A 25,503-nucleotide genomic window follows, 5' to 3' on the forward strand; every position below is an offset into this window, starting at 1 on the left:
TATCCTCTCTTTCTCGATGCCTCGTACGTTTTCACGGAAAGTATGGAAATGGCGGCGTTCCAAAAGATCGAAAAAAAGCCCCGGCATTATGCCGGTTCTTTCTGAACTTTGGGTATTCGCATATTCTCAGATTTTGCTACAAGCCACCAAATTGGCTTAGTAAATCAAAATGAGAATAACGGAGTTACCCAAACTTCAGAAAGAACCATTATGCCAGGGGGGTAAAAAGATACTTGTCTGTACATTGCAGTTCTCTCAATACTCCGTTCTCGCTGTTTTTGTCCTGAGAAATGACTCTATAATTAAGTGACTTTTCTGTTTCCATTAATAGTAAATGCGATGACTTCGCTGCAGCCATAGTCTTCCCGGTATATTGAATAATAATTAACTGACCTAATCTATATTCGATTTTACACCAACAGCTTTGGCTTCTTCCTGGCTGATTTCATCCATCTTAGGAACTGTCTCGAAATAACTTCCCATATTCCTTGTCTTTTTCTCCGACAGCGCTACTCAAAAATCAGTTATAGTGAACGACAAAAATTTTTGTTTTTGGCGTTCACTGCGCCGATTTTGCGCTGCGTGAAACGCAGTATCTACCTTTGCAAAATCGTGCGCATCCCCCGTAGTAAACGACAAATTATTTTGTCGTTTACTATACATAGCCCGCTATGCGCCTGATTTTTGAGCAGCGCTCCCGAAGAATAATCCTGCGGACTAATGGGAAGTTATTTCGAGACAGTTCCTTATCAATATTATCCGCAATCTTATATGTTCCATTTGCAATCCCCAATGTTCTTTTCCTGTTTATTCAGAGTTGCTTCATTGCTGAAAATATTACACAGAAAGCCGCGGGGCGCAGGTCATATCCTGCGCGTCCCCTGCGGCTTTCTGCTTCATTTTATAAACCCTTATGCCTTTTTCTTTCTCTTCTTTCTACTTAGAATGACAATCCCGCTCATACTTGCCGCGAATATTCCGAACAGGTACGGCATGCGGCTGTTATCCCCGTCATCCCCGGTTGGCGGCAGCTTATGCCAGCCTCCGTCGGAATCATACCATCCGCCACGTTTGAACCCGTTCTCATACCTGGCAGTGATCCTGCCTCTCCTTTCCCTTTTGTAATCGTACATGGTCGTTGCGCCTTCAACAGCGCCGTTTTCCGAGACATGGAAGGTGATATATCCGTCCACCACGTCGTACCCTTCCGGCGCTTCAAGCTCAATCACTGCGTAATGTCCGGGTTTGGCAGCCTGGAAGGTGATTTTCCCGTCTTTGTCCGTGACGCCCTCACAGGCAACCCCGCCGTCCTCATCGGCAACGCACAGCCTTGCGCCCTTAAGAAGCGCCCCTGTATCCCCGTCCCGTTTGGTCACGGTAACGGTCGTCTGTCTGTAGTTCGGCGCGTGGAAGGTGGTCACGCCTCCGGCTACGACACCGCTTGTTACAGTAAATGTAAATTCCTGTCCCGCGGCCTGGTAGCCTTTTGCAGCTTCCGCTTCCACGATCCGGTAGTCCCCGTCCGTTAGGGAGCTGACCCTCGCATACCCGTTCCTGTCTGTCTTCACTTTTTTGAATACCTCGCCGTCCCGGTATACCTGGAAGGTTACCCCGCTGATCGGCTCCATGGTGTTCCCATCATATTTGTAGACGGTCACATATGGCCTGGATGGGGTATTCCCGCCGTCTTCAGAAGGCCTGTGGGGCTTATCCGGGCTTGTGGGCCTGGTCGGCTTATCCGGCCTGGTCGGTTCTTCCGGCGCCTCCGGTTCGGTCGGTTTTTCAGGCTCTTCCGGCTTGTCCGGTGTCTTCGCATCATGCATGGTCACTGTAATGAGTCTGCCGTCTCGTGGCGCTGTAAACGTTACATCCGATGCCAGGTCGTACCCTTCTGGCGCTTTCTCCTCATGAAGGATATAATTTTCGCTTCCGTTTAGGAGGCCCGTGATCTCCACTCCGCCTCCCCTTGCTGCAAAGCGTACCGCTTCTCCTTTCCTGATGGAGCCGTCATGCTCCATGGATGGAATCTGTGTGTCACGCAGAGCCTCCAGTATGGAGCCGTCCCCGCGGCGGATCACAAACTGTCCGCCTGCCAGTGCTTCTCCGTTTGTTGACTGTTTCAGGATGACCGCCCTGCTCGGCGCGTCCTTCATGCGGACCACGTTGTCCACAACTTCGATCTCGTACTTTACGCCTTCTGCATGGATATGCCCCTGTCTGTCAACCGCATTCCCGTTCTGGTCGATGGTTACCATGGTATCCCCATCCTTATAAGTCCCGTCAGGCTGTACGGCAATAGCAGTTGGGAATCCGTCCTTATCGTACAGGAGCGGTGTCCCGTCTTTGTCCACATAATGGGCGTCTGTCACCTTTCCGTTCTCATCAACGGTAAATTCAATGTCCTCGCTGTAGCCGTAGCCGTCGGGCGCTTTCTCCTCGTGATAACGGTACGTGGTGCTTCCGGATAACATATCCTCCATCACGTAAGGCTCCCCGCCCGAGATCCAGGAGTCGATCAGGGTCGTGGCGCCGTTTGGCTCCACCCGCCTTAACTCGCATTCTGCTCCCGGGATCTCCTGGCCGGCAAAATCTTCTTTGGTAAATGTTACAGTGTTCGGGAGCTTTTCATCGCTCATGACTGCCTGAACATCCTCCCCATAATGGGAGACAGTGAACTTCACGTCCCTGGCTTTCTTGTAGCCTGCCGGGGCGCTCACCTCATGGAGCCAGTAGCTCTTGTCAGCCTCCAGGACGGCATCCCACTGCTGCCATTCGCCGTTCATGGTAAAGCTGTCGATCAGGATATGCTCCTTGTCCTCGCTGAGCACCTGAAAAACACCTCCGGTCAGGATATGATCCGGATTGTTTACTTCATTTTTCAGCAGCCAGATATATGGGTAATCCGGCTTGTTATCAGTCTGCACGGGGGTATTGCCCTCGTCTTCTTTGTCCGGGATTCCGGGATATTCATCCGGGCCGCCCTCAGTGCCGTCCGGTTTCTCTGCTTTTACATCATAGGTCTTTGCCACGTTTAAGTAACCGCTGCCGTCATCCTGCGCGTGGAAGGAAAGCTTCTCAGGCGCTGTCTGAGCCACTTTCGCGGTAAAGGTCACTGCTGCTTCCTCTCCTGGTAAAATGCGGATCTTCGCCACTGTGGTTCCGACTCCGACGCCGGCTTCCTCTATAGCCTCGCCATCAATCTCTGTGATCGTAAGATCCTCAAAATACTTCCGGATCCGGTAGTCGAACTCGTCTGTCACGTACATGGTTAGAGGCATGCCGCCTGTGTTGGAGATCCGTACCACGTATGTCACAGTGTCTCCCCTGCTGAACCCGTAACGGCCGCTCCCTTCCTTTTCAGGCGCTCTGGCTGTCCTGGTTTTGTCCATGGCGTAGGATGGGTTATTCCCGTTTTCGTCAGGCTCCTGCACCGGCGTGTTGGCTGTATCTTCCTTATCGCCTAACTCATCCGGGTAGTCATCCTTTGTGACGGTCTTTTCAGTGACTGTATCGCCCTTGCCGTCCCCGTCCCTGTCCTCGCCGCTGTACTCTGTGTAGGTTCCGGTTACGTCTGTTGCCCGGGCCGTGTTCAGGTAGCCAAGGCCATCATCAACGCGATGGCCAGACAGGAGTTCTTTTGCCGCCTCCAGCACGTCTGCTTCATAACGGATGACCGCGTATCCGCCGACTGCCAGTTTCAGCTTCACCTCATTTACTTCCATGCTGACAAGCTCACCCATGGTAGTTCCCTCCCGGCCGTCCTGGTGGTAGAACCTTACAGCCGTTGCTTTAGGTGTGCTGAAATAACCCGCCTCCTCAAAGCTGTCTGTCACCGTCATGAACAGGTCTGTCTCGCCCGTGTTGGTCACAGTCACGTCATACAGTACCCGATCGCCATGGAAGAATCCGTACTCCCCTCTCCCGCTCTTTTGGGGCGCTGAGGACACACGCTCCTTTTCCAGTTCGTAATCAGGGTGCGTTCCCTGGGGCTCGGGCTTCGGCTCCGGTATCTCATCCGGCGGCGTCGCCACCTTGATCTCCCGGTTCCGCATTTCAATGATCTGGCTCTTTCCGTCTTCACTGACGGTAAAAGGAACATCGTAACTGTAGTAATAGCCTTCCACGGTTTCCTTCTCATGAAGGATATAGGTCTCGCCCGCGGTCAGCTTTTTCTCCAGCCTGAAGATCCCGGTCCCGTCCGTAGTCCATTCAGCCACTACGTTCCTATCCTTGTCAAGCACCTGGAGCACTGCCCCTGCCAGGGGCTGCCCGGTGGTGGAATCGGTCTTTTTAATAACCACATTGGTCGGCTCATCCGCCATGTCCACCTGGATATCTTCCCCATAATGGGAAACAGTGAATTTCACGTCTTCCGCCGTCGCGTAGCCTTCAGGCGGCGTTACCTCATGGAGCCAGTAGCTGTGGTCTGCCTGTAACATGGTATCCCACTGCTGCCAGGTTCCGTCCATCGTAAAGTTGTCGATTAGAACCTCTGTTTTATCCTCGCTGAGCACCTGGAAGGTTCCGCCCTTAAGGATATGCTCCGGGTCGCCGATGGTATGCTTTAACAGCCAGATGACTGGTTTCTCTGCGTCCGGTTCCTCCGGCTTATCCGGCGGAGTTGCCACGGTAACCTCGCGGTTTTGCATCTCAACTGTCTGAGGGCGTCCGTCCCTATTTACGGTAAAGGTGATGTCGCGGCTGTAATAGTACCCGTCCACGGTTTCCTTTTCCCGGAGTATATAGGTTTCGCCCGCTATAAGCTTCTTTTCCAGTTTAAAGGTTCCGGTTCCGTCCGTGATCCACTCGGCAATAATGTTTTCCTCTCTGTCGAGTACCTGCAGTGTTGCCCCTGCCAGGGACTCGCCGGTAACGGAATCTGTCTTTCTGATGGTCACGTCAGTCGGCGCGTCTTTCATGATGACCGTGTTGCCAATGACGTCAATCTCCAGCTTCACGCCTTCTGCGATAACCTTCTTATCCTTGTCCACGGCGTTCCCGTTCCGATCAATCCGGACTGTTTCGCCGTTTAACTCATAGCTTTTGTCCGCTTTTACCCGGATCCCGGTGGTAAAGCCGTATTTATCATAGAGAACCGGGTTCCCTTCTGCGTCCACAAAATGGGCGTCTGTCACCACGCCGCTTCCGTCCAGGGTGAACTCCATATCAGCGCTGGCAGCGTAGCCTTCCGGCGCGGATATCTCATGGTAGATATAAGTCCCTTCTGGTTTCAGCTTTCCTTTGAGTGTATATGGGGATCCATTGGATACCCATGTGTACGCCTCGTCAGTCCCCTTCTTTCTCACTTCAAGTGAGGCTCCCGGGACGCTGTTTCCGGACAGATCTTCCTTCGCGAACGTCACTTCGTCTTTCGCCGGCTGGTCTGTCATGGAGACATGGATGTCATCCCCATAGTGGGACACGGTGAATTTCACGTCCTCCCCCTTTAAGTAGCCTTCCGGCGGCGTTATCTCGCGCAGCCAGTAGGTCTTGTCAGCTTCCAGGACGACGTTCCACTGCTGCCAGGCAGCGTCCATGGTAAAGTTTTCCATAACAACCGTATTCTTATCCTCGCTCAGGATCTGGAAAGTGCCTCCCGAAAGGATATGGTTAAGGTCGTTCACTTCGTTCTTCAGGATCCAGATATAGGGGTAACCGGGCTTTTCTTCTTCCGTCTGTACAGGGGTGTTGGCCTCGTCCTCTTTATCCGGGATGCCCGGGTACTCATCCGGGCCGCCCTCGCCGCCGTCTGGCTTCTGCGCCCTTACATTATAGGTCTTCGCCACGTTTAAGTAGCCGCCTCCGTCATCTTCGGCATGGAACGCCAGCTTCTCCGGCGCTGTTTCCGCTACCGTCGCGGTAAAGGTAACGATCGCTTCCTCTCCCGGTTCCATACGGATTTTCGCCACTGTGGTTCCAATCCCAGCGCCGGCTTCCTCTATGGCATTGCCGTCAATTTTTGTGATCCTAAGGCCTGTGAAGTATTTCCGGATCCGGTAGTCAAACTCATCTGTCACATACATGGTCAGCGGCATGTCGCCGGTGTTGGCGATATGCACATCATAGTCCACGCTATCCCCGCGGCAAAAGCCGTACTTTCCTTCACTGCCCTTTTCAGGCGCCCCATCCACCCTGGCCTTGTCCATGGTGTAGGATGGGTTTTCCCCGTCTTCATCAGGCTCCTGCACCGGCGTGTTGGCGGTGTCTTCCTTATCCCCTAACTCCTCCGGGTAGTCGTCCGTTGTGACGGTCTTTTCGGTGACGGTATCTCCTTTGCCGTCCCCGTCCTTGTCCTCGCCGCTGTACTCTATATAAGTTCCGGTTACATCCGCCGTCCGGGCCGTGTTCAGATAGCCAAGGCCGTCATCAACGCTATGGCCGGACAGAAGTTCTTTCGCCGCCTCCAGCACGTCCGCTTCATAACGGATGACCGCGTATCCGCCGACTGCCAGCTTCAGCTTCACTTCATTGCCTTCCATGCTGACAAGCTCGCCCATGGAGATGCCTTCCCGGCCGTCTTTGTGGTAGAACCTTACGGCTGTCGCCTCGGGAACGCTGAAATAGCCTGCCTCCTCAAAGCTGTCCGTCACGGTCATGGACAGGTCTGTCTCGCCTGTGTTAGTCACGGTCACGTCATACAGCACCCGGTCGCCCCGGAAGAATCCGTACTCCCCGCTTCCGCTCTTTTCAGGCGACAAGGATACGCGCTCCTTTTCCAGCTCATAATCCGGGTGTGTGCCCTGGGGATCCGGTTTGGGATCCGGGTATTCATCCGGCGGAGTCACAACGATAATCTCGCGGTTTCGCATTTCTACCACCTGCTCCCCTTCCCCTGTTACCGTGAACTGGACATCGTAGCTGTAATAATACCCTTCAGGCGTCCCGCTCTCGCGGAGGGTGTAGGTCTCGCCTTTTACCAGCTCTTTGCTGACCTTAAAGGTTCCTGTTCCGTCTGTGATCCATTCCTTAATGACCTTTTTATCTTTGTCAAGGATCTGGAGGGTTGCTCCTGCCAGGGGTTCCCTGGTGACAGAATCCGTCTTTTTGATGATAACATCAGTCGGTTCATCTTCCATATCCACCTGGATGTCCTCCCCGTAATGGGAAACAGTGAATTTTACGTCTTCTGCCGTAGCGTAGCCTTCTGGCGGCGTTACCTCATGGAGCCAGTAGCTGTGATCCGCTTTCAGCACCGTATCCCACTGCTGCCAGACCCCATCCATCGTAAAGCTGTCGATCAGAACCTCTTTCTTATCCTCGTTTAGTACCTGGAAGGTTCCGCCTTTCAGGATATTATTCGGGTCTCCCACTTCATGCTTCAGTAACCAGATGACCGGCTTCTCTTTATCCGGTTCCTCCGGCTTATCCGGCGGCGTCACCACAGTGATCCCGGTATTCTCCATTGTGACCGTCTGGGGCCTGCCATCCGTGTTCACAGTAAACCCGATATCTCTGCTGTAGTAATAACCGTCCACCGTCTCCTTCTCCCGCAGGATATAGGATTCTCCCGCTTCCAGCGTCTTTTCCAGCTTAAAAGTTCCCGTCCCGTCCGTGGTCCACTGGGCAATGACATGTTCTTTTCCGTCAATCACCTGAATCACCTGCAGAATAGCTCCTGCCAGGGGATTCCCCGTAACGGAATCTACTTTGATAAGTTCCACGTCAGTGGGCGCGTCCTTCATGACCACAGTGTTATCTACAACCGGAATGTCTTTCTGAACGCCTTTTGCCACAATGGTTCCGTCTGCGTCCACGGCGTTTCCGTCTGCGTTAATGGTAATGATGGTCTCTCCGTCCTTACAGGCGCCATCCTCCTGGACGGTGATGGTAGTGGGGTAGCCATCCTTATCGTACAGGATCGTCTCCCCATTTTTATTGATATAGTGTGCTCTGGTGACATTACCATCTTTATCGACAGTAAACTCAATGTCCTCGCTGTAGCCGTAGCCCTCCGGCGCTTTTTCCTCGTGGTAGATATAAGTAACGTCAGAGGAAAGCTTTCCTGTGATGACATGTTCTTCCTTACCGGAAGTCCACGCGTCAATCAGGGTCTTTGTGCCGTCCGCTTCCTTCTTATAGAGGAGGCATTCGGCGCCTTCCACTTCCTTGCCGGCAAGATCTGTCTTGGAAAACGCGATCTGGGTTCTTACATCCTCCATTCGCACCAGTGTCGTCATACCGGGCTTCACGTATGGGATTGTAAACATCACATCATCCGCCAGTTTAAACCCTTCCGGCGCCGCCTCCTCACGCAGGTAATACTCTTTTCCGGCAGAGAGCTGTCCAGTGATATCCACTCCGCTTCCGTCTGTTGTAAACACCAGCTTCTCGCCTTTCAGGATAAACCCGTCATGCTCCATGGATGGGATCTCTGTGTTGGAAATGGCTTTTACCGGGTTCTTTCCGGAATCCAGGATGCTGAACAGCCCCCCGGCTATGCCTCTTCCGGATTCGTCTGTTTTCAGGATCTGTACCTTTACCGGCTCATCCCTGATGACCACGGTATTGCCAGCCGCCGGGATCTCCGCCTGTACCTGTTTTGCCAGAACCGCCCCGTCTGTGCCAATAGCATCCCCGTCTCCATTGATTATAACCGTTTCGCCGTTCAGGGAATAAGTTCCGTCCCCGTTTACGATGATCCCGGTCGGGTATCCGTTCCCGTCACACAGGACTGTATTGCCGTTCGCGTCCACGTAATGGGAGCTTTCCACGTTTCCTTCATCATTTACCGTGAATACCACATCCACACTGTAGCCGTAGCCTTCCGGCGCTTTCTCCTCGTGGTAGAGATAGACCTTTCCCGGCGCCAGCTTGTCCTTAATCACATGCCCGGCAGCGCTGGAAACCCATGACTCAATAAGCATATTTTCTTCCTGGCCGTACTCATACAGGACGCATACGGCCCCGGCTACCCCGTTCCCCGCGAAATCCTGCTTGGCAAAGGTGATGCCGTCATTCTTCCGCTTGTCGGTCATAACCACCTCCACTTTTTCGCCGTAATGCCCGACGGTAAATTTCACATCTTCCGCGGGAAGGTAGCCTTTTGGCGGTGTTACTTCATGGAGCCAATAGGTATTTCCTGCTTTCAGCACAGCGATCCACTGTTTCCAGGTATTTCCGATACCGAACCTGTCATCTCCTGCGTCGAGCACGTCCGTGACTGCCTGGCCGTTTTCATCCAGGATCTGGAATGTGCCGCCCGGCAGGATGTGGGACGGGTCGCTGATGCTGTTTTTCAGCAGCCAGATGATTGGGTACTCCGCCTCGTCTGGCCCTGGCGGGTTCTCCTTTGGCGGCTCTTCCGGTGTCTGGACCGGCGTATGGGCATCGTCCTCCTTGTCCGGGATGCCAGGGTATTCATCCGGTCCGCCTTCTGTGCCGTCCGGCTTCTCGGCCCTTACTTCATAAGTCCTTGCGATGTTTAAGTATCCGTTCCCATCATCGGTTTCAAGGAATGCCAGGCGTTCCGGGGCTGTCTGGCTTACCGTCGCCTCATAGATAACGACTGCTTCCCTGCCCGGTTCGAGCCGGATTCTTGCGGTATCCGTCCCAACACCCATTCCGCTTTCAGAAATATCTTCCCCGTCGATCTTCACAATCTTAAGGCCTTCAAAGTACGTCCTGATCTCATAAGCGAATTCATCGGATACGTACATTTTAAGAGGCATGTCGCCTGTATTTTTGATATGGATCTCATAGGCAACGGTATCTCCCCTCAGGAAGCCGTACCTTCCGGCGCTGTCCTTTTCCGGGGCTTTTGCCGGTCTGGTCTTATCCAGGGCATAGGATGGGTTCTCACCGTTTTCGTCAGGCTCCTGCACCGGCGTGTTGGCGGAGTCCTCCTTATCCCCAAGTTCATCCGGATAGTCTTGTTTTGTCACTGTCACTTCTGTGACCGTGTCGCCCTTGCCGTCTCCGTCCTCATCTTCTCCGCTGTATTCCTTATAGGTTCCTGTTACATTGGCAGTCGTCGCCGTATTCAGGTAGCCAAGCCCGTCATCTGCCGCCGCGCCTGACAGGAATTCCTTTGCCTGATCCCTGACGTCAGCCGAGTAAGTAACGACGGCATATCCACCGGGCCGGATGGTAATGTTGGCCACAGAGCCGCTGATCCGGTTTAAGCTGCCCATGCTGCTGATCTGCCGCCCGGTTTCGCTGGCAAAGAAACGGACCGCCGATACTTCCGGCTCTGTAAAGCCGCCAGGCTCCTCAAAGGCGTCATCCACGTCCATAGTCAGGGTGATCTCCCCGGTGTTTACGACCGTTACGTCGTAGTAAACTTTATCTCCATGGAAGAATCCGTACTTGTCCATTCCGGCTTTCGATGGCGCGGGGCTTACCCGCTCTTTCTCCATGGCGTACTCCGGCTTCGTGCCTTCCGGCTCCGGGGCCGGTTTTGGCAGCTCGTCCGGCGGTGTCTGGACGATAATCTTCCGATTTTGCATCTCCACGACCTGTTCCCCGCCGCCGCGGTTCACGACAAACTCAATGTCATAGCTGTAATAATAGCCGTCAACCGTCTCCTGCTCCCGCAGGGTGTAGGTTTCGCCTGCTTCCAGCCGGCCTGTAAGCCGGAATATACCTGTTTCGTCCGTTGTCCACTCCGCTACCTTGTCAGCCGGATCATACTGTGCGTATGGCGCCTTCTTCTTTCCTTTGTAGACCTGCAGGACTGCTCCGGGAAGGCTTACGCCCGTCAACTGGTCCACTTTTTTGAATACCACATCGGTCGGCTCATCATCCATATCCACCTGGATATCCGCCCCGAAGTGGGAAACCGTAAATTTCATGTCTTCTGCCACTTCGTAGCCTTCTGGAGGCGTTACCTCATGGAGCCAGTAGCTGTGATCCGCTTTCAGCACGGTATCCCACTGCTGCCAGGTCCCGTCCATCGTAAAGCTGTCTATCAGGACTTCTTTCTTATCCTCACTGAGCACCTGGAAGGTTCCGCCCTTCAGGATATTGTCCGGATCCCCCGCTTCATGCTTCAGTAACCAGATGACTGGCTTCTTCTTATCCGGCTCCTCCGGCTTATCCGGCGGCGTTACTACGGTGATCTCAGTGTTTTCCATCATGACTGTCTGAGGTCTGCCATCCCTGTTCACGGTGAACGCGATGTCCCTGCTGTAGTAATAGCCATCCACGGTCTCCTTCTCCCTGAGGATATAGGATTCTCCCGCTGCCAGGGTCTTTTCCAGTTTAAAGGCTCCCGTCCCGTCTGTAGTCCACTGGGCGACGACGCGCTCTTCCCCGTCAATTGCCTGGATTACCTGCAGGATGGCCCCCGCCAGGGGGGCGCCTGTGACGGAATCCACTTTGAGGAATTTCACATCAGTGGGCGCATCCTTCATGGCCACTACATTATCTACAACCGGCATGTCTTTCTGGACGCCTTCCGCCACAGTATTCCCGTCTGCGTCCACCGCATTTCCGTCAGTGTTGATAGTAATGACGGCTTCTCCGTCCTTATAAGTACCGTCCTCCTGGACGGTGATAGTGGTCGGGCAGCCGTCCTTATCATACAGGATAGTCTCCCCGTTTCCGTTAATATAGTGAGCGTTGGTGACATTGCCATCCTTATCGACTCTAAATTCAATGTCCTCGCTGTATCCAAAGCCTTCCGGCGCTTTCTCTTCATGGTAGATATACGTGGTATTGGAGGAAAGCTTTCCGGTGATGACATGTTCTTTCTTGCCGGAAGTCCAGGCGTCAACAAGGGTCTTTGCGCCGTCCGCTTCCTTCTTATAAAGGACGCATTCCGCGCCTTCCACCTCCTGCCCGGCGAAATCCGTCTTGGCGAAGGATACGCCCAGGGGTTTGTCCGTCATTTCGATCCGGTTGTTTACCACCTTGACTTCCGTATCATCCCCGTCATAGCGGGCGTTCCGGATCACCCCGGCTTCGTCTACGGTAAAGAGGATATCCGGCGCCGCCCGGTAGCCTTCCGGGACTTTGGCCTCATGGTAGCGGTAATTCTTCCCGCTCTCCAGGATGCCGTCAAACTCCATGGCCTCTGTGGTGGATCTCCATGTCCGGATCAGGCTCCATGCACCATCCTCGTTCTCCACATACAGCTCCAGTGAAGCTCCGGCGATCAGGTTCCCGTCCTCGTCTGCTTTGGCAAAACGCGCCGGGATCTTCCGGTTCGCCATGGACACTGCCACCCGTTCCGCCTGGTTGTATACAGGGGCCGTAAATGTAACGCCTGTCTGGTTAAGGGAATAGCCTTTTGGCGCTTCGTTCTCCTTTAAGGTATAGCTCTTTCCTGCCTCCAGCAGCCCGTCAATGCGGATTCCTGTTTTCTTTGCCATAAAGATTAAGCTTTCCCCTTTCTGGATCATGCCTTCATGCTCCAGGGATGGGATGCTGGTGTCCTTAACTGCTTTTACAGGCGCGCCGTCCTCACCGCAGATGCTGTAGGAACCGCCTTCCAGGGCGTTCCCGTTATCATCGCACTTGGTGAATATGCTCTTAACAGGCTCATCCTTCATGATAACCACGTTATCCGTTACCGGGATAGCCAGGGCGACTCCCCTGGCGTATACGTGCCCGTTGGCGTCAACCGCATCCCCGTTTTCATTGATCTCAATGGCCGTAGTTTTGTCCCTGTAGGTTCCGTTATCCAGGGCGATGATGCTGGTAGGGAAGCCTGCCTGGTCATAAAGAACCTTATTTCCGTCCGGATCCAGGTAATGGGCATCTATAATCTTCCCGGCCCTGTCCACAGTGAATGCGATGTCATAACTATAGCTGTATCCCGCTGCTGCCAGCTCTTCATGGTACAGGTATGCAGCCCCGGTTTTCAGGATCTTTTCCAGGGTATGGGGACCTCCCTCCGCGCTTGTCCATCGGTCGATCTGTTCCGTTGTCCCGTCCGCTTTTTTCTCTGAAAGCGTGCAGACAGCTCCCACTACTTCCCTGCCGGCGAAATCGGTCTTTTCAAAGGAAGCCGTCACCTGATCATCCTTCATGATAACCACGTTGCCCTCCACCGGAAGTTCCACTGCCGCGCCTTCCACAACTGTCTTCCCTGCTTTATCCACCAGGTTCCCGCCTATAAGTGTCAGCTCCTCACCGTTTAGCTGGTAGATATCCCCTGCCAGCGTCTCAGTGAATATAACATCCGTGGCGCGTCCGTCAGAGCCGTATACCAGGCTCTTCCCTTCCCCGTTTACATACCTGGCGTGAAGGACGCTTCCGTCCTTTCCTAAGGTAAACCGGATTGAGGCGCTGTATGCGTAGCCTTCCGGCGCCGCGGTCTCCCGGTACAGGTACTCTTTCCCTGTCTCTAGGACGCCTTTTATGGCGTGGGGTCCGCCTTCTTGGGAAACCCAGGAATCTATAGCCTTCCAACCGCCTGCATGCATCACCAGGAGCTCACATTCCGCTCCGGCAACCTCCGCCCCCGCGAAATCCTTTTTCCCAAAGGATACCCTGGTCTTTTCATTATAGACCGGCGCGACCACGTCCTCGCCGTAATGGCTCACGGTAAACGCCGTATCAGCTTCCGGCAGGATATATCCGGCAGGAGCCTTAGTCTCCCGCAGGTGATATGTCTTGTCTGCCTCTAGGACGATATCCCATTCCTTCCAGCTTCCGGTCATAGTGAAATGCCCGTCGCCGTCCGGGTCGGTGATCTCCATCACGACAGTTTCCGCTCCGTCCTCCGCTTTGTCGATCACCTGGTACGAACCGCCCGGGATTACCGGCTGGCCCGCCGCGCCCTGCTGGGCCTTGTCGCCTTTCACAAGCCAGATGAAGGGATACCCGCCGGGCGTCTGCACCGGCTCTTCCGGGAACTCCTCCGGTGTCACAACGATGATAGGACGGTTGCGCATCTCAACGGTCTGCGGCTTTCCGTCTGTGTTGACTGTGAAGGTCACATCATAGCTGTAGTAATAGCCGTTTACGGTTTCCTTTTCATGAAGGGTATAGGTTTCCCCGGCGGTCAGTTTCGCCTTCATCTGGAAACTGCCAGTCTCATCCGTAGTCCATTCCGCCACAACGGCGCCTTCCCGGTCAATGACCTGGAGCACCGCTCCGGCCAGGGGCTGCCCGGTTTTGGCGTCAACCTTGTTAAACTGTACGTCCGTTACAGCATCCTGCATGATCACGCGGTCAACCGCCCCGTCTTCTGATACTGTAAAGGGAATCGGCTCAGACACCGTATAGCCCTCTGGAGCGGAAAGCTCTTTAAGAAAGTACGTCTTTCCCGGATCCAGGAGCCCTGTGAACACCTCCACGTCCCTGGCAGTCGTCCAGGTGAGGGGGGCGCCGTCCGCGTCATTTATGGTATTCCCATCTGCGTCTGTGATTGTAAGCACAGCTCCGGCCAGAGGGCTCTGGGTTTCTTTTGCCAGCTTATTTGTTTCCACGGTGCTGGGCCGGTTCAGCAGGATGAAATTGACCACCCGGCATTTTTCATCCAGGCCAAACCCGTACCCCGCTGTCACATGGTCGCGGTCCGACAGCCGGATGATCTCGTTTAAGTAGTAGGACTGGCCTTTCTTTAAGAGAGCCCGGTCCGCGGTGATGTTGCGGGTGCTTACGAACTGCTCATTCACGGTCGCGTCTTCCCCGATCGTCCCCTCCGCTGTCTTACGATCCGTCTTAAACCCGTCAGATACGTTCGTACCTGCGGCGACTTTGTATTCCGTGTTATCAGGGAGGCTGTTGATGACAAGGTAGTCGTCCCCGGTCAGTGTCACGGTAAACGCTTTCTGCTGTCCGTATGCCTCCATCGTGCCGGAGTACAGCCTGGTCCGGTAGTCATAGGAGCCCTGGAGCGGGTTCCCATCCCCGCCTGTCAGTGTCACGGTATAGATAAATTCCGCTGTCCCGTTCTCCGGGTCGGTTCCGGTCACAGCATTGGAGATGACAAGGGAATCATTCCCGGAAAAAGGCCCTGTCTTCCCGCTGGCCACTACAGGATTTAAATAGGAAAGCTGGGAGTTTCCGGATATTACCTTCATCGAAACGGCTGTCAGCGCATCGCTGTTTACATTTGCCGTAATAATCAGCCTCCCGGATTCCTCCGTTGTCTCATAAAGCCAGGAGCCATCCCCCACAGGGAGCGCCCCGGGGGCAGTCCGGCTGATGGTCAGCCCGGTTCCCGGGTATATAAAGATCTTCTTTCCCCTGCCCTGGTAATCCACCTGGTAGGTGATGACATCGCCTGCCTTCACCCCGGAACGATCTTTCCCAGCCCTGCTGTTATCCGCGACCGCCAGGGCAACCGCGTGGCCGGATTGCGGATTTAAGATAACGGTATCCGAGCCGTCCGCGGCGATCTCATAAATCCTGTTCCCCTCCCCGTCTGTGACGGCCACCCTGGGGTCGGAGGCGTACTGCGCCCACACCACAACCTCATTATCCACCAGCTCCGCCAGGAATGTGACCGAGTCCACCGCATGAACGCTTGTGTCGGACATGGTGACATAGGTGCGGGCGTTATACCGGCGCCCCTCTGTCACTTCCTGGGCGGTAAGGAGGATCCTCCCGTTCTTTTCCACGCCCCTCTCAAAGGATGTCCCGGTGTCCAAATCAGTGATAACTGCTTTAGTGCCGGCTATGGTGCGTGTGCTGGTATGCATGGCTTCCACCTCGCCGTTTTCATCTGTATCAAAGGAGATGAACCCGATCTCTTCCGGGTCAGTCCAGATCCTGTCAATTCCAAGCCCGTTCTTGCTGACGTGGAAGAACACGTCTCCCTGCATGGCATACCCGCCTGGCACAGAAGACTCATGCAGGACATAGGAGGTGTCCGGCGTGATTCCCCGCAGCCCAAACTCATCCTCATCATCACTCACAGTCCATGTCCACTCACTCTTTTTATTCCCATCAGAATGCCATTTCCCGTCTGTATATTCCGCTTTGGTAACCTCCAGCACAGTACCCGGGACGATTTCCCCGGAGTAAAGGTCGCGTTTGGAGATGGAAATTCGGGAAGGTTCGTTTTTGACATACAGGACGCCGCCCCGGATACTGTCGTCGCTGTTGCCCCACATGCTGCAGGTATACCCGTCATTCTGCTCCGTCAGGGTAAACTCATGCTGCCTGGTGTCCAGCGCATATCCGGCCGGGGCCGTAGTCTCCCGCAGGACAAAGGTGTACGGGAGGATCGCGCCGTCCTGGCCGAACCTTCCGGTGTCTGCGATATTCATGGCCGCTTCCCCGTTTTCATCCGTCACAAGAGCGCCGATCACTGCCCCGGTATCTTTATTGGTAAGCTCGAATACCGCGTTGGACAGGGGCGTTCCCTTCTGGTCGGTTTTATTTATCCGCACTGCCAGGGGCGCGGGCCGGTTGACCATGGCAAACGCCGCCAGTTCTGCGTCTGTGGTTTCCTGTGTGATGTGAAACTCCACAGGGGCCGCATCCAGCATATAGCTCATGCCCTCCGGCTCCACCAGGTAATACCATCCGTCGCTTACATCCTTCACGGTATGCGGTTTTGGCTGGCCGATCATCTCTTTCGTGATCAGCTCCCGGTCATATTCGTACTGGGTATAGACGCCGTCGCCTCCGGTTGTCCAGCTATCCACAAGCGCTGCCCCGGCCGGGATCTTTCCTTCCTTAAAGGCTTCCTGCGGATCCTGGATCTGCGTCCCGCTCCGGTACAGTTTTAAGTTTACCCCGGCCACAACAGCCGCTTTTGCCCTGTCATTTGTGTAATGGGCTTCATTGCCGTAGTACCCGGCAAAATACTGCCCGTTCCCGTTTACCGTGTACTTGGCGATCTTCATTTCTTTTTTCTTATTTTCGATATCGAAGATCTGGATATCCCCGGTCTCCTGGACTTTAATCTCCTTGTCGCCGGTTACCGCGAAGCCTTCCGGGGCTTCCAGCTCATGGATCCGGTAATTCCCGGCAGGCAGGTAGTCGAACCGGCGGGTTCCGTCAACAGTCAGGTATGTCACGGCCCCTGCGTATTTTCCTTCCAGCTTCTGATACTCAAACTGGTAATCCATGATATAGGACTGGTATCCGGCGGAACTGGAATCGTCATCCACAGACGCGCAGATGTGGATCACAGTTCCGTTATCCACGTTCCAGTATTGGTCGCCCATGCTGGTTGTGGCCGCTTTGTCCTTTACCGCCAACAGCGCCGCTGCGTACTCAAAGCTCCCTGCCCCATCCTCCTTCGCCCCGTAAGCGGCAGCGAAGCCTTCCGGCGCGTCTTCCGGGACAATACCGCCTGTTACGGCCACTTCCGTCCCGTCAGAGATCTTCCAGAGCTCCGCGCCTTGCGTGGAGCCGGCCTTTAGGCTGGCTGTCCTCCTTACGTTCCACGAGATCCTGTCCACGTCCGTGTTCCCATCGTTATAGACAGACTGGAAACGGGTTGTGAAAGCCGTATAATCCGTGCCGTCTGACGCGGCCCTGGCCCTGAAGATACTGGTAACGGCGTTCCACGCGCGGGTAAACAGGTTCCCCGATGGGGCTGTATCCCTCGGGGCGCCGCCGCTGGTGTAATCGCCTGCGTCATCGGTGCGCCAGGAACCCACCAGGCCACCTTCCGCGTCATAAAGCGCAAGCTCCGCCCGCTCTGAATTGCTTAACTGGCGCCTGGTTCCATCCTCATCCGTCCAGTATTTTTCAATCTCCACCTTGATGTGGTCGTCGGCCATGCTGAATACCTGCACGCCCTCGTACTCCCCCACTGTGATGGTCTGTGGCGCCATGGACACGAAACCAGCGGGCGTCTTTACCTCACTGATGGTATAGCTTCCCGCAGGGATCCCTTCCAGGAAAAGCGGTTTTGTGGTGTCAAACTCAATATACCATGTCCCGCCGCTGTTTTTCTTTATGAAATCCGTGCAGGAGGTAATGGATACCCAGTCGCTGAACGCTTTCTTTGTTACGCTGTCCGCGCCTTTCATGGAAAGGGATGCGTTTTTGACATGCCGGTAACTGTAAGCGCCCTTTGCCTCGGGCTTAGTCACATACTCGCCCCCGGCCGTCTTCACAGGCTCGCCGTTTCTGCAAAGCTTTTTATTATAATCGTCTGTGGCGTCTGCTTTCAGGATTTCCACTTTGATAGTATGATCCGTCATTTCCGCCATCTGCACGTTATCCGTCTCATTAAACGTGATCGGCGCCGGCATTCCCTTCACATAACCGGCAGGGGCTTTTAGCTCCTCCATGATGTAGAGGGAACGCGGCAGGCGCTTTAGCATGTCGGCCTGGCCGCCGGAACGGGTGGAAGAAGAATAAACGTCATTTCCCGTGAGGCCGTCATTTGAGATCGTGTTCTTCCCGGCCGCTGTATTGCCAACTGTATCAATCAGGGTTGTATCGAACGGGTCGTTGGGGGTATTTTCCCCGGTCACCCAGGTGTTGTTGATGATGTAGGCATCACCCAGCCTGCGGTAAAGCGGGAAATCCGTGGAATGGATATCCCCCTGCCCGGCGCGAAAGGCCCCGCCGTTGGCGTCAAAGGTGACTGTCATGGTCTTTGTCTGCCCTTCTGCCCCGCGGGAGGAATACCACATCGCTTCCTCTTCTGGGGGCATGGAATTGTTCCCATTCCTCCAGTACGCCTTAACGGTACACTTATCCGTCAACTGGCCAGGTTCCAGGAGCCACCCGGCAAATACGTAGCCTTCCCTTGACGGCGCCGGCACAGTATTATATCCGTTTACGACAAAATTGTTATCCACATCGACGGTAACCTTAACAGACTGCCGGTCCGTGTACTGGTAATGGGTTTCCTGGTTAAACGGGTCGTCTTCATCGGTATTATACAGATGGTAATGGTCATTGATCACATAGGCGTTCTCGTTCCATTCGTCCAGGCCGTCCTCGTAAGTGTAACCTAAATACTCTTCGCCATCATAGTCATACCGGTCATGGCCCTTGACATATTTATCCCCGGATACCCGGTGATAGACCGGATGCCCGTACTGGTCAAGGACAGGGTTTAAGCTGTTCTCAAACTTCCCGTCCGCCAGTGTGCCAAACACATATTCCTCCGCAGTATCGGCGTTGATGGAAGCGGGCCTCGTCGTGATGATCTTCTGGAAGTAATGGCTTCCCTTAGAGTTGTCATCCGCGTTCCCTGTCCCGTCGTAAAACGTATTCACCGGCCATACAAAGACCTTAACGTCTTTATCAGAAAGGAAATAGTCATTGGGGCGATGAATATTATCGTGGGAACCCTCTGATTCCTGCGGCTTGATGTGCTCCGTTACGTAGGCGATGCCGGTTGCAGGATCCACCATGGCGTCACGGTTCCCGTCCTCATCCAGGTGGTACATCCGCATCTTCTTATCCTCGTTCCGGTCCTCGTCATAAAACCGGAATTTCTTGTCATTCTGCGAATAATGGATATTGCGGAAGTTGCTGCCGGTAAACTCAAAAACCGGCCTGGTCTCCCCGTCCTCAAACGCATAAATGGAAAAGTCCCGGTTGTCGTACTGGTCGGCGTTGATGACATTTCCTTCCTTGTCAAACGCATAAAGGGAATCTTCCTTGTTATAGCGCTGGGAGCCGAATACCGCGTCCACTTTTTTCCGGTTCTCCGCCCCGCCTGTCACATACTCGTCATTGGTTGTGACATGCAGGTTATCGAAGCTGTAGAAAAGGATTGGGGTGTCTTCCCTCTGGATAGTCCTGGCAATCCAGACGCCGCTGCCTTCGTCATTAATGGCGTCCTGGTAATTGTAGTTGTCATCCACCTCAGTCCCGGATCCGTCAACCGTAACCTTTTCCCCGTCCTCTTTCTGTATGACGTACTCAATCCGGTTCCCCGCGTGTCCCTTGTTGACATAGACCATCTGGACATTGTTTGAGCCGGGCTCCCGGACTACGGTAACCCCAGTCCATTTGTCATCCATGTCGTAGTCCGCAGACGGGTCATAAAAGATCTCCACCGCGTCATACAAGGTCATGGTGGCGCCCGCCACGTAACGGTTCACGTCATCCGCAGTCTCCAGTGTTTTTGTGATATATGCGTAACCTTCAAAGACGCCCTGCTGGTTATACTTGATATCAATATCTTCATCTACATTCTGCGCTTTCCGCTGTGACAAGTATTCAAGCGTACCCTTAAGCCATCCGTAACCCAAATAGATCCCGCCGGCGCTGTAGGCAAGCTCGATCCGGTCTTTCCCATACCGGTCCATCAGGTCATGCTCTGCGCCTTCGATCCGGCCGGACACCTTGTAGGTGATGGTGTCGGCCAGAGCAGACTCCACGGTCTTCGGGTTCAGGCCCTCGTGATCCCCTTTGGCGGTCTTCACCTTGGACACTTGCAGCCGAACCGGCGTATCGTTGATATACACTTCTTCGGTATTTATGATGTCCTGCGGCCTGCTGCCATTGGGGATGCTCCCGTCGCTGGCTGCCGGCTTATCCGGCGTCACGCCATAGGCGCTGTATGCGCCCAGCCCAGGGGCTATGGCTGAAAAAGCCATCACTCCTGCCAGCAGAAAGCTGAGCCCGCGCCTGGCCGGGCTTTTCGCTTTTCGGTAATCATTCCTTTTTTTTCGCATAGCTCTCCCTCCTAATTTTCTTTCTAAAGTATGGAGCATGCTAAGGACTTTAGTGTGGTGTCATGGGCTGCACGAAACTGGGAAATGATGCTGCTGGCCATGCGGGGGAACGGGAGCTGGCAGATTCAGGGTTTTTGGGACTATGGCGGGCCTTTTGAATTTTTCCGCCCTCCTTTGCCCGGTATTCCGGTTTCTGAGGCGCTGCTGGTTTGATAAGATTTATAAAAACGGTTATCCGCAAAAATCTTTGGGCGCGGCGCTGAGAAGATTTGTGGGGGATCGGGATGGATGCTGTATCTACGGATAGAAATTTGCAGTTTTTTGATTTTCTGTAAAATAAAGAAGCCCTCAATAATTGAGAGCCTCCTTTGGAAGGGCTTGTGGTTTGATTTTTATTCTTTACTGCTGATGTCTGGTACAGTCGATTGTTTTTCTTATAGTCGGATTTAATTTGCGGCAACTGTACAGTCGCTGCTGAATTTTAATTGCGGCCTAACACTATATTCCTTAATATAAATATCTTCCACTGTCCCTCTGCAGCCCGGTTCAGGGACTGCTGGGGCACAGATTCCTAATTGCTGAGAAACTGTTCCAGGGGCATACCGGCATATTCCGCCGCTTTTTCTGCTGTCATTTCACCGGCCTTTACCAGATTTCCCAATATCTCCATGATTCCCTGCCTGCGGCCCTGCTTCCGGCCTTCTTCACGGCCTTCCTGCCGACCTTCTTCACGGCCTTCCTCGCGGATCATCTTCATCGTCTCTGCCTCATTATATTCCGTAATACACAAATCCTTCACCTCCGCCCTGTGCCCGATCAGGAACTGCCGGATTACGAAATCTTCCGGCGTCTCCTCTATCGCCCTGTCCACTGCATTTTCAATTTCCATGCCTGTACGGTTTTTACGGATCCGGTCCACCAGCCACGCATATTCTTTCAATGGCCTGCAGGAAGACAGGAAGCTTTCATTCTTCCCATAATTGATATTGATCAGCCGGACCTTCACCTCGATATCACCTTCCACAGCCTCCCCTTCACAGACGAACGCATCACTCAGCTTCAGGATCTGATCGTCCTCCCCCTCTGTTCCATTGTAGAAAGCCACCAGTTTCGGCGCCGGCAGCCGTACTACCTTCCTCCCATAAAGGCTGAGCTTTTTTTGCTGGATATATTTGTCATACAGCTTTGCCGCGTACATCAACTGACGTACCGGCATGTTCGGATTATAAGTGCTCTGATGTTCATAGACGTTCATGATGTAGCAGAGGAGGAAAGACACGTCGTTCTTCATCCCCATATACACCACATCCTCCATGGTTGTAAACTCAATGTCATCCGGATTCGTATAATCCGTCTGGTTCACCGCGTTGAACAGGCTCAGCGTCCACTCCTTGTTTCCCTTCTCCCCAAACAGAAAGCTGAACAGGCGATCCTTATGTTTTCTATTGATTGCTGCCATCTCTGGATATACGCTCCTTTCATTGTACCCTGTACATACAAAGCTCCCCGGATCCTGATACTATTATTATATCGAAATTGCGCCTGAAAAACAATATATATTTGTCAGCCACCCCGCTCAACCCTGGTTAGCAATATCATTGCCGTATCAACCTCCGTCAAAATAAGCCGCCGCCTTTAGGTCTCCAATTTCGCCCAGCTTCACTATATATGGCGTCCCGGATTATCGGAATACACATTTGTATGGACAATATGGCGCTGACGGATAACATGCGTATTTTCCCACCCCCAGAAAAAACAGGCATCCGTCCGGCTGCCTGTCTTAAAGAGATTTTCAAAATCCTTAATGCTTTCATCCTACACTGCCGTTAATTTTCTCTCCTTTGCAGAATAAAAGTATGCATGATCCGCCAGGATCTCATCCGGTTCCAGCGCGGTTGCGTTGATGTCGCGGATCATCTCTTTCAGAAATCCCGCTTCGCATCCCAAAGCCGGGCACAGGAGTACCTCATGGATGCTGCTCGGAAGCAGGTAAAAATCTCCGCCCATCTTTTCTGCGCATGATTCCAGCACGCCTGGGTACAGGAGCGCCGCCGCTCCCATATACTGTTCCGTGTTGCTCAGGCAGTACAGACAGAGCTCCTGATCTTGTGAGGCGGCCCTGGTAAAATTGCCCACCCCACTGATCTCACCCATTTCAGCCAGAACCGAGAACACACTTTTCAGTTCTGACGGGAACTTTTCCTGCATATTCCCCAGGGCGTCCTGATACATCTGTTCCATGGTGACCCGCCATTGCGAGAATATACTGTTGTTGACTTTGATGGTCGCCCTCCCTGTGCAGTCCTTCCGGCATTCCAGGTAAAATATGATGCTTAGATCCTCAAACGGCATGTTCGGCATTTCAGCGAGCCAGGCCCGGTTCATCGCCGTGTTTACCAGCATCAGTCTCAGATTCTCTCTGACAGCCGCATAGTCGTGGTATATGAAACCGCACAGGGCGCGGGATTGATCATCTGCCTGCTCCAGGGCCTGGATGACGGCTTTGGCGGCTTCTGTGATCACGCTGATATCCTGCGTATCACAGAAGCGCCCATAAAAAGCCTCCATGGATACGGACGCTATGACATTTCCGCCGCGGGTTGCTGTGACGAACATGGACACCGTGCCGTTATTCCCCGTCATCTCCTTACTCCCTATATCGGCTGTGCCTCTGGCGCTCAGATCTACTGTTTTCTTCACTGTATCTATAAATTCTTCTTTTGTGATGTTTTCCATATTTATATTCTCCTTCTTTTATGGTTTTTGTTTTTAAATGGGCGGCAGGCGGCGCCGCTACTGCCACACTGTGCGTTTTTCCGCCCTATTCCACGGCTACCGCATAACCGCGGTTCCTTTATAAACTTACCGTCAGCTTTGTTGGCAGCCTCTAAACCTGTGCTTAATCTCTGAACGCGCATAATTTCCTTCTCCTGTTTAAAGTGTTTGGTTTTGTTCCCAGCTTCCCTCACTGGTTTTTCCACTGTTCGGCAAAGGCCACTGTTTTGTGTTATCCGTTTCTTCCATACCCTTCCTTTCTCTATGCCTTTCATAATTACATTAAAAGTATGGAAACGGCACGCCTGCTTTCACTGGAATTTTTCAGAGTATCCCACAATATACTCCATCGCCTGAAACATAATAGAGCTCTCTATAAAAACTCTGAATGATTTATGCCATATCCTGAATTGCAATATCGGGGATATTGTAAGCTATGTACCATCTGAAAATGATCAAACAATAAAAAAGGACATGCCACACTTCCATGCCGTCTCTCTCCGCCTGCTGCAAAAAGCCCAGGGATATACTTCCCAGGGCTCAAGCGCCATGCATCTATTGTTCTTCTTTTCCGCCTCCCGGTTTTATAGTGGCTCCTGTCGATTCGCCGCATTCTCCTGCCGCCCCGCTGGGATCTTTTTCTGTATTTTCTTCTGCCGCTCCTACAGCCTCGGTAATCCCCCTGCCGCCCCGCTCAATCATGTTCATTATATCATCCGCAGTGTCAACCATCTGGTGAAGCATACGCTTCGCCTCTGCTGCCGGCATTTCCTCCTTTCTGCAGGCAGATCCTCGCCTGATGAGCTCGCCCGCCTTTCCCACAATATTGCCGGGATCCGCATATCCAGAAGATACCATTTCCCTCGCAGCACCATAATTCTCCATGATAATCTTACGCATACCGACTATGATGTCCCAGTCCTCATCTGAGACATATTCCACAGCCGCTTCCTCCTGTAATAGTCCTATCCCCCTGGCTGTTTCAGAAACCGTTACTATTGCAGCTTTCCTGTTCCCACCACATCCTCCGAGGATTAATGCCGCTGCCATTCCGATAACTATCCACTGTTTTCCCATCATATTCTCCTCTCCTGTATTTCCTGTTGCTGTGATTAGTATGGGATATGGAAAACATTTTTGGTGTTTGCGGACAAATCAGCACTCCCGCAGCAGTCGCCAAATGTGCATGCAAGCATGCCCGCTTCGCTTTAATCCCTGTTTAAAAGCATTGTGGCTTGCATTTTATCTGGCTTTCTTTTTCAGCCATTTCATAATACATTTATGGAATTCTCTGTCCCTGCAAATGAGATCCCCATTTTTCATTAAACTGTCACAGCCCTGTTTTCCCGGGCAGCATATTTCACTGGAAAACTTTGCCGCCAGCTCTCTGTATTCCAGGATCAGGGCCGCCGCCTTCCGTTTTTTTCCGAAATATTTTTTGTAATTTGTCATTTCCGCGTACTCTCCCTATACATTATGTCCTGCTTTTGATTCATATTGGAACCGTCTATTTCTGGAATCCAATGGGCTGGCTTCTTCATCGGCCTGCGTTTTGCTTCTTTTTCCTCCCTTATCCTCCAATACCTCCAGAGAGCGGCAGGAGACCTCATATGCGATCCTCTTCTGTACAGTGTCCCCTTCCTTCCCGTGCAGAACCTTGCTGTATTCGCGGCTCTGGATTCTGCCTGCCAGGCGGATATGATCCCCTGCCTGCATCCTGCTTGCCAAAACGGCGTCCTCTCCCCACGCGATGCACGGGATATAGTTCGGATGGCGGGGATCCGGGCTGTTGACGGCAAGGATGAAGTCCGCTATCCTGCGCCCGAGCGGAGTCTTCCGGTAAACTGGCGGTTTCCCTATGTACCCTTCCAGGGACAGGCGGTTTCTGTCCTTTGCGCCGCCAATCTCATCCCCGCCTGTGTTCCTGTCCCCGAAGATAAATTCATCCACGTACAGGAATAAATCCAGATGATGTTTACCATTGCTGTATCGATCCATTGACCGGAAAACGCCTTTTGCCGTCACGGATCGCCCGATCCCGTCAATAGTATCCCTTAAACAGCGTTCTGGTACGATGGCCGGTATGACATCCTCTGTCCCGCTGAACCGCCTGGCGCTTATAAAAACCTTATAACAATGGCCATCCTCCGTTGTCGCACAGGTAAGATAATACGGGGACACGATGGTTCCGGTGATAAACGCTGAATTCTGATTGATGTTCATATATTTCTCC

6 protein-coding genes are annotated in these 25,503 nt (G+C 53.3%); all 6 read right to left on the bottom strand.

Going from position 1 to position 25,503, the window contains the following annotated elements; all coding sequences use genetic code 11:
- Positions 1–911 precede the first annotated feature (911 nt).
- Positions 912–20,495: a collagen binding domain-containing protein gene (locus tag NFS31_RS16460; RefSeq protein ID WP_251497329.1), complete on the bottom strand. Its 19,584-nt coding sequence runs from the start codon at positions 20,493–20,495 to the stop codon at positions 912–914.
- A 571-nt stretch (positions 20,496–21,066) separates the two neighbouring features.
- On the bottom strand, positions 21,067–21,954 hold the full coding sequence (locus NFS31_RS16465; RefSeq protein ID WP_251497331.1) for a hypothetical protein: 888 nt from the start codon (positions 21,952–21,954) through the stop codon (positions 21,067–21,069).
- 356 nt (positions 21,955–22,310) lie between these two features.
- A complete protein-coding gene (locus tag NFS31_RS16470; protein WP_251497334.1) occupies positions 22,311–23,231 on the bottom strand; it encodes a DUF5688 family protein in 921 nt (306 codons plus the stop codon).
- A gap of 594 nt (positions 23,232–23,825) precedes the next feature.
- Positions 23,826–24,350, bottom strand: coding sequence for a hypothetical protein (locus NFS31_RS16475; protein ID WP_160303917.1), 525 nt, complete (start codon positions 24,348–24,350; stop codon positions 23,826–23,828).
- Positions 24,351–24,512: 162 nt separating this feature from the next.
- Entirely contained in the window at positions 24,513–24,722 is a 210-nt protein-coding gene (locus tag NFS31_RS16480) for a hypothetical protein (RefSeq protein WP_160303918.1), read from the bottom strand.
- A 15-nt stretch (positions 24,723–24,737) separates the two neighbouring features.
- Positions 24,738–25,493 (bottom strand): single-stranded DNA-binding protein, encoded by a 756-nt coding sequence (locus tag NFS31_RS16485; RefSeq protein ID WP_160303919.1) that lies wholly within the window; start codon positions 25,491–25,493, stop codon positions 24,738–24,740.
- Between the last annotated feature and the right edge of the window lie 10 nt (positions 25,494–25,503).

Origin of the sequence: Otoolea muris (assembly GCF_943193115.1) — a bacterium.
GTDB classification, from domain to species: domain Bacteria; phylum Bacillota; class Clostridia; order Lachnospirales; family Lachnospiraceae; genus Otoolea; species Otoolea muris.